The organism is Kitasatospora sp. NPDC003701 (assembly GCF_053587085.1).
Map to the genome: position 1 here is coordinate 30,013 of NZ_JBSFNM010000006.1, position 13,637 is coordinate 43,649.

Annotated in this window: 16 protein-coding genes and 1 pseudogene; 9 read left to right on the forward strand and 8 right to left on the reverse strand. The window is 75.6% G+C overall.

Going from position 1 to position 13,637, the window contains the following annotated elements; genetic code table 11:
- The first annotated feature begins 3 nt into the window (after positions 1-3).
- Genes paaC through paaE form a run of 3 tightly spaced genes read left to right on the forward strand, consistent with a single transcriptional unit; the run spans position 4 to position 2,585 of the window.
- A complete protein-coding gene (gene paaC, locus ACWDRR_RS07750) occupies positions 4-885 on the forward strand; it encodes a 1,2-phenylacetyl-CoA epoxidase subunit PaaC (RefSeq protein WP_449771269.1) in 882 nt (293 codons plus the stop codon).
- A complete protein-coding gene (gene paaD, locus ACWDRR_RS07755) occupies positions 879-1,385 on the forward strand; it encodes a 1,2-phenylacetyl-CoA epoxidase subunit PaaD (protein WP_449771270.1) in 507 nt (168 codons plus the stop codon). Before paaC ends, paaD begins: the two co-directional genes overlap by 7 nt.
- On the forward strand, positions 1,386-2,585 hold the full coding sequence (paaE, locus tag ACWDRR_RS07760) for a 1,2-phenylacetyl-CoA epoxidase subunit PaaE (protein WP_449771271.1): 1,200 nt from the start codon (positions 1,386-1,388) through the stop codon (positions 2,583-2,585).
- Here paaE and ACWDRR_RS07765 read toward each other — a convergent pair.
- Together ACWDRR_RS07765 and ACWDRR_RS07770 are read right to left on the reverse strand one after the other, a co-directional pair.
- Positions 2,573-3,655, reverse strand: a complete 1,083-nt coding sequence (locus ACWDRR_RS07765) for an NAD(P)-binding domain-containing protein (protein WP_449771460.1) — start codon at positions 3,653-3,655, stop codon at positions 2,573-2,575. The genes paaE and ACWDRR_RS07765 overlap by 13 nt on opposite strands.
- A 200-nt stretch (positions 3,656-3,855) precedes the next feature.
- On the reverse strand, positions 3,856-4,227 hold the full coding sequence (locus ACWDRR_RS07770) for a YbjQ family protein (protein ID WP_449771272.1): 372 nt from the start codon (positions 4,225-4,227) through the stop codon (positions 3,856-3,858).
- 122 nt (positions 4,228-4,349) lie between these two features.
- Here ACWDRR_RS07770 and ACWDRR_RS07775 point away from each other — a divergent pair, with 122 nt between their 5' ends.
- The 3 genes from ACWDRR_RS07775 to ACWDRR_RS07785 all read left to right on the forward strand — a co-directional run bounded on the left by ACWDRR_RS07775 (position 4,350) and on the right by ACWDRR_RS07785 (position 6,775).
- Entirely contained in the window at positions 4,350-5,285 is a 936-nt protein-coding gene (locus tag ACWDRR_RS07775) for a hypothetical protein (protein ID WP_449771273.1), read from the forward strand.
- An 82-nt stretch (positions 5,286-5,367) separates the two neighbouring features.
- Entirely contained in the window at positions 5,368-5,925 is a 558-nt protein-coding gene (locus tag ACWDRR_RS07780) for a hypothetical protein (RefSeq protein WP_449771274.1), read from the forward strand.
- A 136-nt stretch (positions 5,926-6,061) separates the two neighbouring features.
- The gene (locus tag ACWDRR_RS07785) at positions 6,062-6,775 is read left to right on the forward strand and encodes an aminoacyl-tRNA hydrolase (RefSeq protein ID WP_449771275.1); all 714 of its coding nucleotides are present in this window, start codon (positions 6,062-6,064) and stop codon (positions 6,773-6,775) included.
- Positions 6,776-6,881: 106 nt separating this feature from the next.
- Here ACWDRR_RS07785 and ACWDRR_RS07790 read toward each other — a convergent pair whose 3' ends face one another.
- The gene (locus ACWDRR_RS07790; protein WP_449771468.1) at positions 6,882-7,181 is read right to left on the reverse strand and encodes a hypothetical protein; all 300 of its coding nucleotides are present in this window, start codon (positions 7,179-7,181) and stop codon (positions 6,882-6,884) included.
- Here ACWDRR_RS07790 and ACWDRR_RS07795 point away from each other — a divergent pair.
- Positions 7,179-7,273, forward strand: a pseudogene (locus ACWDRR_RS07795) (DNA-binding response regulator); the annotation flags it as partial. The gene ACWDRR_RS07790 and the pseudogene ACWDRR_RS07795 overlap by 3 nt on opposite strands.
- Positions 7,274-7,346: 73 nt before the next feature.
- Here the strand turns inward: ACWDRR_RS07795 and ACWDRR_RS07800 are convergent.
- The 4 genes from ACWDRR_RS07800 to ACWDRR_RS07815 all read right to left on the reverse strand — a co-directional run bounded on the left by ACWDRR_RS07800 (position 7,347) and on the right by ACWDRR_RS07815 (position 10,354).
- A complete protein-coding gene (locus ACWDRR_RS07800) occupies positions 7,347-8,414 on the reverse strand; it encodes an ABC transporter ATP-binding protein (RefSeq protein WP_449771276.1) in 1,068 nt (355 codons plus the stop codon).
- Positions 8,415-8,502: 88 nt separating this feature from the next.
- Positions 8,503-9,384, reverse strand: coding sequence for an ABC transporter permease (locus tag ACWDRR_RS07805; RefSeq protein ID WP_449771277.1), 882 nt, complete (start codon positions 9,382-9,384; stop codon positions 8,503-8,505).
- Positions 9,381-10,238: a molybdate ABC transporter substrate-binding protein gene (gene modA, locus ACWDRR_RS07810; RefSeq protein WP_449771278.1), complete on the reverse strand. Its 858-nt coding sequence runs from the start codon at positions 10,236-10,238 to the stop codon at positions 9,381-9,383. The genes ACWDRR_RS07805 and modA overlap by 4 nt, the downstream gene beginning before the upstream one ends.
- Positions 10,235-10,354, reverse strand: coding sequence for a YSIRK-type signal peptide-containing protein (locus ACWDRR_RS07815; RefSeq protein ID WP_449771279.1), 120 nt, complete (start codon positions 10,352-10,354; stop codon positions 10,235-10,237). Before ACWDRR_RS07815 ends, modA begins: the two co-directional genes overlap by 4 nt.
- A 409-nt stretch (positions 10,355-10,763) precedes the next feature.
- Between ACWDRR_RS07815 and ACWDRR_RS07820 the strand changes: the two genes are divergently transcribed.
- Together ACWDRR_RS07820 and ACWDRR_RS07825 are read left to right on the forward strand one after the other, a co-directional pair.
- Positions 10,764-11,831 carry an RNA ligase (ATP) gene (locus ACWDRR_RS07820; protein WP_449771280.1) on the forward strand — a complete coding sequence of 356 codons (1,068 nt, stop codon included), beginning with the start codon at positions 10,764-10,766 and terminating at the stop codon, positions 11,829-11,831.
- Positions 11,832-12,146: 315 nt separating this feature from the next.
- Positions 12,147-12,995, forward strand: coding sequence for an MHYT domain-containing protein (locus ACWDRR_RS07825; RefSeq protein ID WP_449771281.1), 849 nt, complete (start codon positions 12,147-12,149; stop codon positions 12,993-12,995).
- 78 nt (positions 12,996-13,073) lie between these two features.
- Here the strand turns inward: ACWDRR_RS07825 and ACWDRR_RS07830 are convergent, their stop codons facing one another.
- Positions 13,074-13,445 carry a hypothetical protein gene (locus ACWDRR_RS07830; protein WP_449771282.1) on the reverse strand — a complete coding sequence of 124 codons (372 nt, stop codon included), beginning with the start codon at positions 13,443-13,445 and terminating at the stop codon, positions 13,074-13,076.
- Positions 13,446-13,637: the final 192 nt, after the last annotated feature.

Below are 13,637 nucleotides of genomic sequence, written 5' to 3' on the forward strand. Positions count from 1 at the left end.
ACCATGACAGACGACCACGTCTACCTGAGCCTCTCCGAGGCGTCGGCCGAGCCCGAGGGCGAGGGCCGCTGGGCGTACGGGACGGGCTTCGCCGACCCGCTGCTCGGCGTGGACACCACCGTGCCGCCCGGCCTGGACGGCGCCGACCTCGCCGCCTACTGCCTGATGCTGGGCGACGACGCCCTCGTCCTGGCCCAGCGGCTCACCGAGTGGTGCACCCGGGCACCCGAGCTGGAGGAGGAGGTCGCGCTCGCCAACCTCGGCCTCGACCTGCTCGGCCAGGCGCGCCAACTGCTCACCCGGGCCGGCCAGGCGGACGGCTCCGGCCGCTCCGAGGACGACCTGGCGTACTGGCGCGAGGAGCACGACTTCCGCAATGTCCGCCTGGTCGAGGCGCCGAACGGGGACTTCGCGTTCTCGACCGCCCGGCTGCTGGTCTTCGCGACCGCGCGCCTCGCGCTGTACGAGGCGCTGGCGGGGCACCGCGATCCCGTGCTGGCGGCGGTCGCGGCCCGGGGCGTCAAGGAGCTGGCCTACCACCGCGAGTACGCCACCGCCTGGACGCTGCGGCTCGGCGACGGGACGCCGTACTCGGCGCAGCGGATGCAGGCCGGGCTGGACGCGGTCTGGCCGCTGGTGGAGGAGCTCTTCACGGCGCATCCGGTGGAGCTGCGGGTCGGGGTGGATCCGGCCGCGCTGCGCGAGCCGGTGCTGCGCTCGCTGGCCGCCGTCCTCGCCGAGGCGGGCCTGACCGTGCCCGAGGTGCCGGGGCTGGCCACGGTCGGCGGCCGGGCCGGGCGGGACGGCGTGCACACCGAGGCGCTCGGCCCGCTGCTGGCGGAGTTCCAGGTGGTGGCCCGCGCACACCCGGGGGCGACATGGTGACGACCACGCGCAGCCGGGCCTGGGAGATCGCGGCGACCGTCCCGGACCCGGAACTGCCGATGCTCACCCTCGCCGACCTCGGGGTGCTGGCCGAGGTCGAGGAGGACGGTCCGAGCGTGACCGCCTGGCTGACCCCGACCTACTCCGGTTGCCCGGCCGTCGCCGAGATGGCGGCCGATGTGGACCGCCGACTGCGGGCGGCGGGGTACCCGGACGTGCGGGTCCGGCTGCGGCTGGACCCGCCGTGGTCCACCGACCTGATCACCGGGGAGGGCCGGCGCAAGCTCGCCGAGGCGGGCATCGCCCCGCCCCGTCCCGCGTCGGCGCGCCCGTCGTCCCCCGGACTGCTGGCCCTCGGCCCGACCCGCCACCTGGTGGCCTGCCCGCTCTGCGGCGGCACCGACACCGAGGAGCTGTCCCGCTTCGGCTCCACCGCCTGCAAGGCGCTGTGGCGCTGCCGCGAGTGCCGCGAGCCCTTCGAACGCGTCAAGGAGATCTGAATGGCCGCCCGCCCCGATCAGGCCGCCCGCCCGGCCCCGGCCCCGGCCCAAGCTCCGGCCCAGGAGTCCCAGGAGGCTCCGGCCCAGGAGGCCCAGGCCCAGGCCGCCGGCCCGGACGCGGCCGTCCGCCCGGCCCGCCGCCCGGTCTTCCACCACCTGCGGATCGCCGAGGTGGAGCGGCTCTGCGAGGACGCCGTCGCGGTGACCTTCGAGGTGCCGGACGGCCTCGCCGAGCAGTTCGCGTTCCGCCCGGGACAGACGCTGACCCTGCGCCAGGTGGTGGACGGCGCCGACGAGCGCCGCTCGTACTCGATCTGCGCCCCCGTCGGCGGCCCGCTGCGGATCGCCGTCCGCGAGGTGCCCGGCGGGCTGTTCTCCCGCCGGCTGGTGCGGGAGGCGCGCGCGGGCGAGGAGGTCGAGGTGCTGACCCCGTCCGGGCTCTTCACCCCCGCGCTGGACGAGCCCGCCGACCACGTCCTGCTGGCGGCCGGCTCCGGCATCACCCCGATGCTCTCCATCGCCGCCTCCGTCCTGGCCGCCGACCGCACCTCCACCGTCACCCTCCTCTACGGCAACCGGCGCAGCGACACCGTGATGTTCGCCGACGAGCTGGCCGACCTCAAGGACCGCTACCTGGGCCGGTTCCAGCTGGTGCACGTGCTCTCCCGGGAGACCAGGGACGCCGAGCTGCTCAGCGGCCGGCTGGACCCGGAGCGGGTCGAGGCGCTGCTGACCGCGCTGGTGGACGTTCCGGCGGTCGGCCACTGGTGGCTCTGCGGGCCGTTCGGGATGGTCACCGGGGCCAAGGAGCTGCTGGCCGGGCTGGGTGTGCCGGCCGCGCGGGTGCACCAGGAGCTGTTCCACGCCGAGGACGAGCCGGCCGCCGAGCGCACCGAGCAGTCGGAGCGGGCGGACGGCGTCGCGCACAGCGAGGTCACCGTCGTCCTCGACGGGCGCGGCAGCACGCTCTCGCTGCCGCGCGACCGCTCCGTCCTGGACGGCGCCCAGCGCTCCCGCCCCGATCTGCCGTTCGCCTGCAAGGGCGGGGTCTGCGGCACCTGCCGCGCCCTGGTCACCGAGGGCGAGGTCGAGATGCGCCGCAACTTCGCCCTGGAGGAGAAGGAGCTGGCCGCCGGCTACGTGCTGACCTGCCAGGCCCGCCCGCTCACCGACCGGGTGACGGTCGACTACGACCGCTGAGCGGGCACCGCGGCCTCCCCGGCCGGTGACCCGAGCAGCGCCACGATGTCCCGGACGGCGGCCCGGCCCGCGCGGTTGGCACCGACGGTGCTGGCGGACGGGCCGTAGCCGACCAGGTGGACGCGGGGGTCGGCGCTCGCGCGGGTGCCGGTGAGGGCGATGCCGCCGCCGGGGGAGCGCAGGCCGAGCGGGGCGAGGTGGCCGACCTCGGGGCGGAAGCCGGTGGCCCAGACGATCGCGTCGACCGGCAGCTCCTGCTCGCCCCAGGCGACCCCGTGCTCGGTGAGGCGGTCGAACATCGGGCGGCGGTGCAGCGCGCCCAGTTCCTCGGCGCGGCGGTAGGCGACGGACGGGCCGAGCCCGGTGACGCTCACCACGCTGCGCACCGGCAGGCCCTGGCGCACCCGCTCCTCGACCTTGGCGACCACCGCGCGGCCGTACTCGGGGGTGAACGGGCCCTCGTGGTAGACGGGCGGGGTGCGGGTGACCCAGACCGTCTCGCCGACGGCCGCGACCTCGGACAGCACCTGGACCGCCGAGGCGCCGCCGCCGACCACCAGGACGCGTTGGCCGGCGAACTCCTCCGGCCCCCGGTACTCGGCGTAGTGCAGCTGCCGGCCGCCGAAGTGGCCGGGGTAGTGCGGCAGGAAGGGCCTGGTCCAGGTGCCGGTGGCGTTGATCAGCGCCCGGGCCGACCAGGTGCCGGCGTCCGTCTCGACCAGCAGGCGGGCGTCCGGCCGGTCGGAGGCCGAGCGCACCGCCCGGACGTGGACGGGGCGCACCACCGGGAGCGCGTGCTTCGCCTCGTACGCCGTGAAGTACCCCGGGACCACCTCGCGGGCGGGCGCGCCGGGGTCGGGCTCGGGCAGCTCGAAGTCGGGCAGGTCGTGGAAGCCGTGCACGGTGGCCATCCGCAGCGAGGGCGCGCGGTGCGCCCAGGCGCCGCCGGGGGTGGTGCCGGCGTCGAGGACGACGAAGCCGCCGTCGGCGCCGGCCCGGTAGGGGGCGAAGCCGCGGCGGCGCAGGTGGTAGGCGGCGGACAGGCCGGCCTGCCCGGCGCCCACCACCAGGACGTCGACCCGCCGGGTACCGCCGGCCTCCGGGGTGGCGCCGGCGTCGAGCGGGGCGGCACCCGCCTCGGCGGCCCCGGTGTTGGTTGCACCGTAAACAGTCACGCCGGTGAAACATACGGCGGGGAGGGAGTGTTCCCGGCACGACCGGCGATCCCGCGCGCCGGGCCGGGCTCCGGCGGGAGCCTCGGACGGTCGGCTCAGGTGGCCGGGGAGATCACCACGGCGGTGCCGTAGGCGCAGACCTCGGTTCCCGCGTCAGCGGCCTCCGTGACATCGAATCGGAACATGAGCACCGCGTTGCCGCCGCGCGCCTTGGTCTGTTCGACCAGCCGCTCCATCGCCTCGTTGCGGCTCTCCACCAGGGTCTTCGTCAGACCCCGCAGCTCGCCGCCGACCAGTGACTTCAGGGAGGCGCCGATCTGGCTGCCGATGTGCCGGCTGCGGACCGTCAGGCCGAAGACCTCGCCGATGACGTGGTCGACCCGGAAGCCGGGGATGTCATTGGTGGTCACGACCAGGACCTGGGCGTCCGGGCGCTGCCCGCCGCCGAATTCGTCGATGTTAGCCATGGGGCCATCCTGCGGGCTGCGCACCGCCGGTGGGCAGAGGCATGGCCGGGAACCGGCGGAGAAGGCGTCGAGATGCTGGACGGACCGGTGATCGGGCGGCGGAAAGGCCGTACCGTAGCCCCATGGGCGAGCGAAGCGATCATCCACAGGGGCCGGGCGCGGCGGAGGACTCCGGCGCGCAGGAGATCGAGGCGACGGTGGTGCTGGGCCTGCGGATCACCAACTGGCCGGCGTTGCGTGCGGCCGCGGTCGCGGCCGTCGAGGAGCTGGACTTCGAGGGCGTCGACCCGGCGGGTCAGCGCCGTGAGCTGCTGCGCGAGGTGTCCGAGGACGCCAACGCGGCGCTCGGCGCGCTGCTGCACCCGGACCGGCTGGTGGCCGCGATTCCGGGCGTCGAGGCGATCGGCGGCACGCTGGAGATCAGCGTGACCGAGGACTTCGCGCCGGATTTCGCCGAGCTCTTCCCGCTGGACGGCGGTGAGGACGAGGACGGCGGCGGCGGGGCCGGGGACTGGACGCTGACCCCGCGCACCGCCTGCCTCCTCCACGCCCAGCTGCTCGGCCTGGCCGACGCCGCGTACGACGACCTGGAGGAGCACGAGGACGAGCCGGTCGCGGACGGCGACGAGACGGACTGGACGGTCTTCCCGCGGCTGCCGCAGCGCACCTGGCGCCAGCACCGGAGCTGGCGCCGGGCGATGGCCCGCGCCTTCGACGACCTCGCCGACGACCTCGCGCTCGGCGAGTGGCCGTTGCCGCGCTGCCTGGCCGAGGAGATCGCCCTGCGGATGGCCCTGGTGGACGCCCGCACGCTGCTCGGCGCGCAGCCCGAGTCGGTCGCCGACATGATGGGCGACCTGCCGGCCGACCTCTACGACTACGACTGGGACGGCTGCCACGACGAGCTCTTCGGCGTCTTCGGGCCGGACGACGGCGATCCGGAGCTGAGCGCCGAGCAGCGCACCGAGCTGCTGCTCGCGGCGACCCACCCGGAGGGCTGGTTCCTGGTGTACGAGGACGCCGAGGAGCGGGACGCGCAGCGCGGCTACCGGCGCTGACGCCGCGTACCGCCGGCGGCCCGGTCGTCGGCGGCCCGGGCGCGGCCCGGCGGGGTGTGCGGGCGCCGGTTAGGCTGCGGGCATGTCCGATATGTCCGAGAGCCTCGACGAGCCCGCCGCCGTGCCGCCGGCAACCGGAGCCGCCGCCGTCGGTGCCGATGCCCTCGGGGCCGATGCCTTCGGTGTCGACGACCGGGTGCTGGAGCGGCTCGCGCTGGGTCTGGAAGGCGTCGATGCCGCGCAGCGCGGACGGACGGCGCAGGCCCGGGAGAGCTTCGAGCGGCTCTGGGACGCACTCGGCGAGCGCGGCGACGTCTTCCACCGCTGCGTGCTCGCCCACTATCTGGCCGATCTGCAGGACGACCCGCGCGCCGAGCTGGAGTGGGACCGCCGGGCACTGGCCGCCGCCGACTCCTTGACCGCCGAGCGCGCGCAGACCTACGCCGCCGCCCTGCAGGTCCGGGCGTTCTATCCCTCCCTGCACCTCAACCTGGCCTCCGACCACCTCAAGCTGGGCGAACCGGACCGGGCGCGCGAGCAGCTGGAGCGCGCCGTGCGGAGCCTCGACGCGCTGCCGGAGGACGTCTACAGCGCGGGCATCCGGGCCGCCGTCGACGAGTTGCGCCGGCGCCTGCGCTGACCCGCCGTCCGCCGACGGCCGCGTCCGGCCCGACCCCCACGGCCCCGACGGCCCCGACGGCCGCGGCGGACCGTCGGCGGACGTACCGGGCGACCTGTCGTGATCGTCGCGGATCGGGGGCTGGCATGCTGGACGGGTGACTTCTCCGTTCGACGCCCCCGTCCCCGCCCCTGCTCCCGAGGACCGCGACGCCCGGCCGCAGTACGTGCTGCCGCTGGTCGTCCGGCTGGAGCGGGCCACCCCGCCCGGGCGGACCGACGCGCTGGAGACCTCGGCGCGGGCCGTGCTCACCCTGCTGTCCGACCCCCGGGTCACCGGGCCGGACGGCGAGTGGGCCGAGCGGGTCGAGGCCTGGGAGGACGCCCGGATCCGCAAGGTCGTCCGGCGTGCGCGGGGCGGCGAGTGGCGCCGGGCGGGCGAGCTGCCGGGCATCACGGTGGCCGGCCGGGAGGCGGAGGTGCGGGTGTTCCCGCCGGTTCCGCTGGACGGCTGGCCCAAGGAGCTCGCCAAGCTCCAGGTCTCCGGCACCGATCTGGAGGAGACCGGCCCCGTCCCCGCACCCGGAGCGGGCCTGCCGGTGCTCTGGCTGAACCCGGAGCTGGAGATGAGCGCGGGCAAGACGATGGCCCAGACCGGCCACGCCGCCCAGCTCGCCTGGTGGCGGCTGGACGACGCGCAGCGCAAGGAGTGGGCCGAGTCCGGGTTCGCACTGGCGGTCCGGACGGCCACCCCCGAGGCCTGGACGGAGCTGGTGGCGAGCGGTCTGCCGCTGGTCCAGGACGCGGGGTTCACCGAGATCGCCCCGGGCAGCTGCACGGTGATCGCGGAGCACCCGGCACTGCGCGGCTGAGCGCGGGGCCGCCCGCCCCCCGCCGAGCCCGGCCCGGCCCCCGCCGAGTCCGGCCCGGCCCCCCGCCGAGCCCGGCCCGGCCCCCCGCCGAGTCCTGTCCCGTCCCTCACCCGGTCCGGGCCTCGTAGCGCCGCACCGAGCGCAGCCCGCCGTACGCCGCCGCGGCCGTCCAGAGGGCCATGATCAGCAGGCCGGTCCAGTGGCCGTAGTGGACGGTCGGGTCCGGCTGGGTGCGCAGCGCGTGGAAGCCGGCCCGGTCGGGCAGGAACCGGGCCGCCTCGCGCACCCCGGGGAACGCCGCCAGCAGGGTGGTGCCGAGGAAGAGCATCGGGGTGAGCAGGCCGAGGGCGGCACCGAGGTTGCGCAGGACGGCGGTCAGCCCGAGGCAGAGCACCACCAGCCGCACGTCAGCAGCGTGCTGGCGAAGCTCGGGGCCGGGACCGCGCCCAGGCGGTGATCGCCGCGTACGAGTCCGGCTTCGTGGAGCCCGCGGAGTAGCCGGGCGCGCACCCCGCGCCGGTGCGCCCCGAGGAGTACCCCCGGGCCCCGGCGCCCGCCGCCCCGGGGCGGCTCAGGCCGGGTAGGCGTGGGTCTGGACGGCCTTCACGGAGGCCCAGACGGTCGCGCCGGTCGCCAGGTCGAGGTCGGCCGCGGCGGCGGGGGTGAGGTCGGCCGCCATCGGGAGGGTGCCGACCAGGTCGGCACGGACCTGGTCGCCGTGCAGGTCCAGGCCCGCGACCTCCAGCTCCCAGACGTTGCGCGCGCTGCCCTTCGGCGCCTCCCGGTGCAGCGTCACGGCGGCCGGCGGGAAGGCCACGAAGGCGGGACCGGTCAGCTCCTCGGCGGTGGCCAGTACGGCGCCGTCGGCCAGGGTGACCCGGCGGCCGTCCGCGACACCCTGGTAGAGGTTGAGGCCGACCAGGCGGGCGATGTAGTCGGTGCGCGGCCGCCGGGCGATCTCGGCGGGGCTGCCGGACTGCACCTCGCGGCCGTCCTCGATCACCACCAGCCGGTCGGCCAGCACCATGGCGTCCAGCGGATCGTGCGTCACCAGCACCGCCACCGCCTCGAACTCGGCCAGGTGGCGCCGGAGCTGGGAGCGGACATCGAGGCGGGTGCGGGCGTCCAGGGCGGCCAGCGGCTCGTCGAGCAGCAGCAGCCGGGGCCGGACGGCCAGCGCCCGGGCCAGCGCGACCCGCTGCGCCTGGCCGCCGGAGAGCCGGCCGGGGCGGGTGCCCGCGTGCTCGGCCAGACCCATCCGCTCCAGCCAGCCGGCGGCCTCGGCCCGGGCCTCGCGCTTGGGCCGGCCCTGGCAGCGCGGCCCGAACGCGACGTTGTCGAGCGCGCTGAGGTGCGGGAAGAGCAGGTAGTCCTGGAACACCACGCCGACCGGCCGCTCCTCGGCGGGGGTGTGCAGCCGTTGCGCCGGGTCCTCGACCACGCGGCCGTCCAGCCGCAGGTGGCCGCCGCTCAGCGGGAGCAGGCCGGCGAGCGCGCGCAGGGCGGTGGACTTGCCGGCGCCGTTCGGTCCGAGCAGGGCGACCACCTCGCCGGGGGCGGCGGTGAGCGCGAGGTCGAGGCTGAAGGCGGCGCGGTCCACCCGCAGCCGGGCGTCGAGGGCGGGCTTCGTGGCAGTCATCGTGGCGGCGTCCTGGGGGAGGTACGGGTCGGCGGCGGCGCGCCCACGGTGACGGTGACGGTGGCGCGGGCGTCGTTCACGGTGCCGCTCACGGCGTGGACAGCCAGCGGTCGCGCAGGCCGGCCAGGACGGCGATGGAGACCACCAGCAGGACGAGCGACAGCGCGATCGCCGCCTCCGGGTCGGACTCCATGGCCAGGTAGACGGCGAGCGGCATGGTCTGCGTCCGGCCCGGGAAGTTGCCCGCGAAGGTGATCGTCGCGCCGAACTCGCCGAGCGCCCGGGCCCAGGCCAGCACCGCGCCGGCCCCGATGCCTGGGGCGATCAGCGGCAGGGTCACCCGGCGGAAGGCGGTCAGCCGGGAGGCGCCCAGGGTGGCGGCCGCCTCCTCGTAGCGGGGGTCGGCGGCCCGGAGCGCGCCCTCGACGCTGATCACCAGGAACGGCATCGCGACGAACGCCTCGGCGACCACCACGCCGGTGGTGGTGAACGGCAGGGTGATCCCGAAGGTGGAGTCCAGCCAGGACCCGACGATGCCGCGCCGCCCGAGCACCAGCAGCAGCGCCACGCCGCCGACCACCGGCGGCAGCACGAGCGGCAGCGTGACCAGCGCCCGGACCAGCCGGCGGCCGGGCAGCTCGGTCCGCGCCAGCACCCAGGCCAGCGGCACCCCGAGCACCAGTGAGACGGCCGTGGCCGCCGTCGCGCAGAACAGCGAGAGCCGTAGGGCGTCCCACACCTCGGTGCTGGTGAGCTGGTCGGACAGCGTGCTCCAGGGGGCCCGGACCAGCAGCCCGACCAGCGGCAGGGTCAGGAACGCCAGCCCGAGCAGCGCCGGGAGCAGCAGCGCGACCGGGACGCGGCGCGCGCGCCGCCGCCGGTGCGGCAGGCCTGCTCGCGCAGGCCCGGCACCGGCGGCACCGCGCGCGTCGTCGTCGGACGCGGGTCCCCGGGTGGTGCGGTGGCTCACGGCGCCTGGAAGCCCGCCGCGGTGAGCACCTGCTGGGCCTCGGGCGACTGGATGTACGCGACGAAGGCGGCGGCGCCGTCCTTGTTGGGGGCCTTGGCGAGGGCGGCGATCGGGTAGTCGTTCACGGCCTTGGCGGCCTCGGGGAAGTCCACGCCGTCGATCTTCGCGGCATCGGCCTTGACGTCGGTCTGGTAGACCAGCGACGCGTCGACCTCGCCCAGCTCGACCTTGGTCAGCGCGCCCTTGACGTCCTGCTCCAGGGTGACCGGGGTGAGGTTGACGCCGGCCGCCTTGAGCGCGGTCTGGGCGGCGGCGCCGCACGGCACCTCCTTCGCGCAGAGCGCGACCTTGACGCCGGGGGCGGCGAGGTCGTTCAGCCCGGCGAGGTGCTTGGGGTTGCCCTTGGGCACGGCGATGGTGAGCGTGTTCTTGACGAAGGTCTTCGGCTCGCCGGTGGCGCCGCCCGCGTCGGTCACCGTCTTCATGGTGGCGGGGCTGGCGGCGGCGAAGACGTCGGCGGGGGCGCCGGAGTTGATGCTGGTGGCGAGGCTGGAGCTGCCGCCGAAGTTGAACGTCACCTTGGCGCCCGGGTTGGCCGCCTCGAACTTCTTGCCGAGGTCGGTGAAGGTCTCCTTGAGCGAGGCGGCCGCGAAGACGGTGATCGGGCCGGACACCTTGGCGGCGCCGGCCGAAGCCCCGGTGGACGCCGCCCCGGTGGTCGACGCCGCGCCGGTCGAGCCGCCGGAGGCCTTGTCGCCGCCGTCGCTGCCGCAGGCGGTGACCCCGAGGCTGAGAGCGAGGACCGCTGCGGCGGCGACGGCGAGTCTGCGGGTGGTGGCGGTACGGGTGGTCATCGGTCTTTCCCCTCCTGGGCGCGCCGGAAGGGGCGCGGGGATGCAGCCGCAGGTGCGGCCATTACGCCGATCATAGTGCTGCAAATACCAACGGAAAATCGCCTGTCGCATTGCACAGGCGGGTACCGCCGGGGTTCATGCCCCGGCTGTGGGAAGGCTCAAACCGGGTGGACGGCCCGCCCGTTCCGGCCGGTGCGCGTGCCCCCGCCGCGCCCTGTGCGCGCCCCCGGGGCAGCCGGGGCCGCCAGCCCGTCCGGGAGCCGCCCGGGCCGGGAAAACCCTTGGCGTGCGGGCACTCCGAGCGGCGAGAGTGAACGCCGGGCGGGCGCACGAAGAGCTCGTACGACTGCGCACCCGTACGCCCGTACAGCCGTATGCCCGTACCGCCGTACAACCGAACGCCCGTAGGTCCGTGCACCCGCACGCACCGCACCGCACCGCCCGCGCCGCACCGCCCGCGCTGCACCGCATTGCATCGCACCGCACCGCCGGCCGACCGGCCGAGCCAAGGGGAGGAGCCCACCCATGTCCACACTGCGTGTCACCGCCGAACGGCTGACCATCCTGGCGCATCCGAATGCCGACGCCCTGGAGCTGGCGCAGGTCGGGCTCTACCGGGCGGTGGTGGCCAAGGGCGCGTACCGGACGGGTGACTACGCCGTCTACATCCCCGAGCAGGCCGTGCTGCCCGCCCCGCTGATCGAGGAGCTGGGCCTGACCGGGCGGCTGGCCGGGAGCGGGGCCGACCGGGTCAAGGCCGTCCGGCTGCGCGGCGAGCTGTCGCAGGGCATCGTCTGCCGCCCCGGCGCGCTGGCCGGCACCGACCTGGCGGCGGCCGCCGAACTCGGCGAGGACTTCGCCGAGCGGCTGGGCGTGGTCAAGTGGCAGCCGCCGATCCCGACGTCGATGAACGGCGACGTGGTCCGCGCGCCGGACCTGCTGCCGTGGGTGGACATCGAGAACCTCAAACGCTTCCCGGGGATCTTCGAGCCCGGCGAGCCGGTCGTGCTGACCGAGAAGCTGCACGGCAGCTGCTGCCTCGTCACCTACCACGCCGCCGGGGGCGAGGTGCAGGTGTCCTCGAAGGGCATCGGCGCCCAGGGGCTGGCGCTGGTCGAGGACGAGCGGAACCTCTACTGGCGGGCCGTGCGGGCGCACGGCATACCGGCGGTGGCCGCCCGGCTGGCGGAGCGGCTCGGGGCCGAGCGGGTGGGCGTCTTCGGCGAGGTGTTCGGCGCCGGCGTGCAGGACCTGACGTACGGCGAGTCCGGCCGCACGGAGCTGCCCGGCTACGCCGCGTTCGACGTCTCGGCGGTGGTGGACGGACAGCTGCGCTGGCTGTCGGCGGCCGAACTGCTCGACGGCGAACTGCCGTTGGTACCCGAGCTGTGGCGCGGCCCGTTCGACCCGGACACCGTGCTGGCGCTGGCCCAGGGGCGCGAGACGGTCTCCGGGCGTGAACTGCACGTGCGCGAGGGCGTGGTGATCCGGCCGGTGACCGAGCGGTACAGCCCGGTGGTGGGCGGCCGGGCGATCGCCAAGGTGGTCGGCGACGCCTACCTGACCCGCAAGGGCGGCACCGAGTACGAGTAGGCCGGCGCGCGCGGGCCCGGGGAGTCCGGCTCGCCGGGGCCGTTCGTTCGCGGTGTCCGGCGGCACAGGACGGGGCCATTCGAACACAGCGCCCACACGTTGCGGGCAGCTTTTCACATCTTCGGGTGACCAATTCCCGGTCCCGGATAGCGTCCCACGCACCCCGGACCGGAAGCGCACGTGCTGCTGGCATATGACGGGTGTCGGTCCTCCGGGACCGGTCACCCGTCGGCCGGCCGCGCGGAGTCCGCCCGGTCCAGGGAGCCCGGGCGCAGCGTGAACCGCCCCGGGCCCGACCGGTCGACCGGAGGTCCCATGGGCACGACGAGCCATCTCGGTTCCGGCTGGCTGACGCCCGCGCTCTCGTACGTGGTCGCGTGCGCCGGCGCGGCGACCGGCCTGCGCTGCACCCTGCGCGGCCTCGACAGGACCGGCGCGGCCCGCCGGAACTGGCTGCTCACGGCGGCGGCCGCGATCGGCTGCGGGGTCTGGACGATGCACTTCGTGGCGATGTTCGGCTTCGCCGTCGACGGCACCGAGCTGCGCTACAGCGTCCCGCTGACGGTGCTCGGGCTGCTGGTGGCCGTCGCGGTCACCGGCCTGGGGGTGTTCGCCGTCGGGTACGGGCGGCACCGGGGCCTCGCGCTGCTGACCGGCGGGCTCGTGACCGGCCTCGGCATCGCCTCGATGCACTACGTCGGCATGGCGGCCCTGCGGATGCACGGCGGCCTGCGCTACGACCCGGGCACGGTGGCGCTGTCCGTACTCATCGCGGTCGGCGCCGCCACCGGCGGGCTCTGGGCCGCCGTCACCATCCGCAGCGTGGCCGCCGCGACGGCCGCCTCGCTGGTCATGGGCCTGGCCGTGAGCTGTATGCACTACACGGGGATGGCCGCCGTCCACGCGTACCTGGAGCCGGTGCGGACCGGGCCGGACGGGGTGGGGCCGGACGGGGCGGGGCTGGACGGGGCCGGCCCGATGGAGTTCGTCTTCCCGCTCGCGGTCGGGATCGGGTCGTTCCTCTTCATCACCGCGGCCTTCGTCGCGCTCTCCCCGACGACCCGGGACCGCGCCGTGCGCCGGGAGGCGGGCGAGCTGACCATCGAGGAGTTCCCGGCGGCGCCCGCACGCCCGACTCCGGATCAGCACCACCGCGCGGCCTGACGCCCCGGCCCGGGTACGAGCCCGGGGGTGCCGCCCGCCGACGGGCGGCACCCCCGGGTCGTGGTGTGCGGGGGAGGTTCAGCCGCGGGTCTGGAAGGCGATCCTGGTCCAGCTGGAGCCCGGGCAGTTGCCCCAGACCGCCCACGGCTCCGGCCGCGCGCCGATCCAGAGCCCGGTGGTGGAGGTGCCGTTGGCGCAGTAGGTGATGGTGCGCAGCTCGCCCGAGTAGATCCGGCAGTTGCCCTCCCAGCGCCAGCCGAGGTCGGCGGTGATGACGCAGTGGTAGGAGGCGGTGACGGCCTGGGCCGACGGGCCCGAACCGGCGGAGATGGACTGGTCGGTGGCGGCCGGCGCGGCGACGGACGGCAGGGTGGTGGCGCCGAGTGCGCCGAGGGCGGCCGCGGCCACCATCCCGAACTTGGCGATGTTCCTGGCGATACAACCGGACATGGGTGCTCTCTCCTCGCTCGTGGTGCCTGCCCCGGCCGGGCGCGTCGGGGCCCGGAGGTCCCCGCCCCGCCCGACCGGTGACTCATTGCATACGAATGACTGCGAAGAGTGAGACGACGAACTATGATGTGACCTGTGTCATAGGCGGGTTGCCGGTCGGGTCGTCAACTGGGCCTGCGGGGTGCCGAGTTC

Bases quoted from the DNA above. Each gene is read 5' to 3' on its own strand.
- paaC (WP_449771269.1), top strand. From the start codon at position 4: ATGACAGACGACCACGTCTACCTGAGCCTCTCCGAGGCGTCGGCCGAG.
- paaE (WP_449771271.1), top strand. From the start codon at position 1,386: ATGGCCGCCCGCCCCGATCAGGCCGCCCGCCCGGCCCCGGCCCCGGCC.
- ACWDRR_RS07770 (WP_449771272.1), bottom strand. From the start codon at position 4,227: ATGGCTAACATCGACGAATTCGGCGGCGGGCAGCGCCCGGACGCCCAG.
- ACWDRR_RS07775 (WP_449771273.1), top strand. From the start codon at position 4,350: ATGGGCGAGCGAAGCGATCATCCACAGGGGCCGGGCGCGGCGGAGGAC.
- ACWDRR_RS07820 (WP_449771280.1), top strand. From the start codon at position 10,764: ATGTCCACACTGCGTGTCACCGCCGAACGGCTGACCATCCTGGCGCAT.
- ACWDRR_RS07830 (WP_449771282.1), bottom strand. From the start codon at position 13,445: ATGTCCGGTTGTATCGCCAGGAACATCGCCAAGTTCGGGATGGTGGCC.
- ACWDRR_RS07825 (WP_449771281.1), top strand. From the start codon at position 12,147: ATGGGCACGACGAGCCATCTCGGTTCCGGCTGGCTGACGCCCGCGCTC.
- ACWDRR_RS07780 (WP_449771274.1), top strand. From the start codon at position 5,368: ATGTCCGATATGTCCGAGAGCCTCGACGAGCCCGCCGCCGTGCCGCCG.
- modA (WP_449771278.1), bottom strand. From the start codon at position 10,238: ATGACCACCCGTACCGCCACCACCCGCAGACTCGCCGTCGCCGCCGCA.
- ACWDRR_RS07800 (WP_449771276.1), bottom strand. From the start codon at position 8,414: ATGACTGCCACGAAGCCCGCCCTCGACGCCCGGCTGCGGGTGGACCGC.
- paaD (WP_449771270.1), top strand. From the start codon at position 879: ATGGTGACGACCACGCGCAGCCGGGCCTGGGAGATCGCGGCGACCGTC.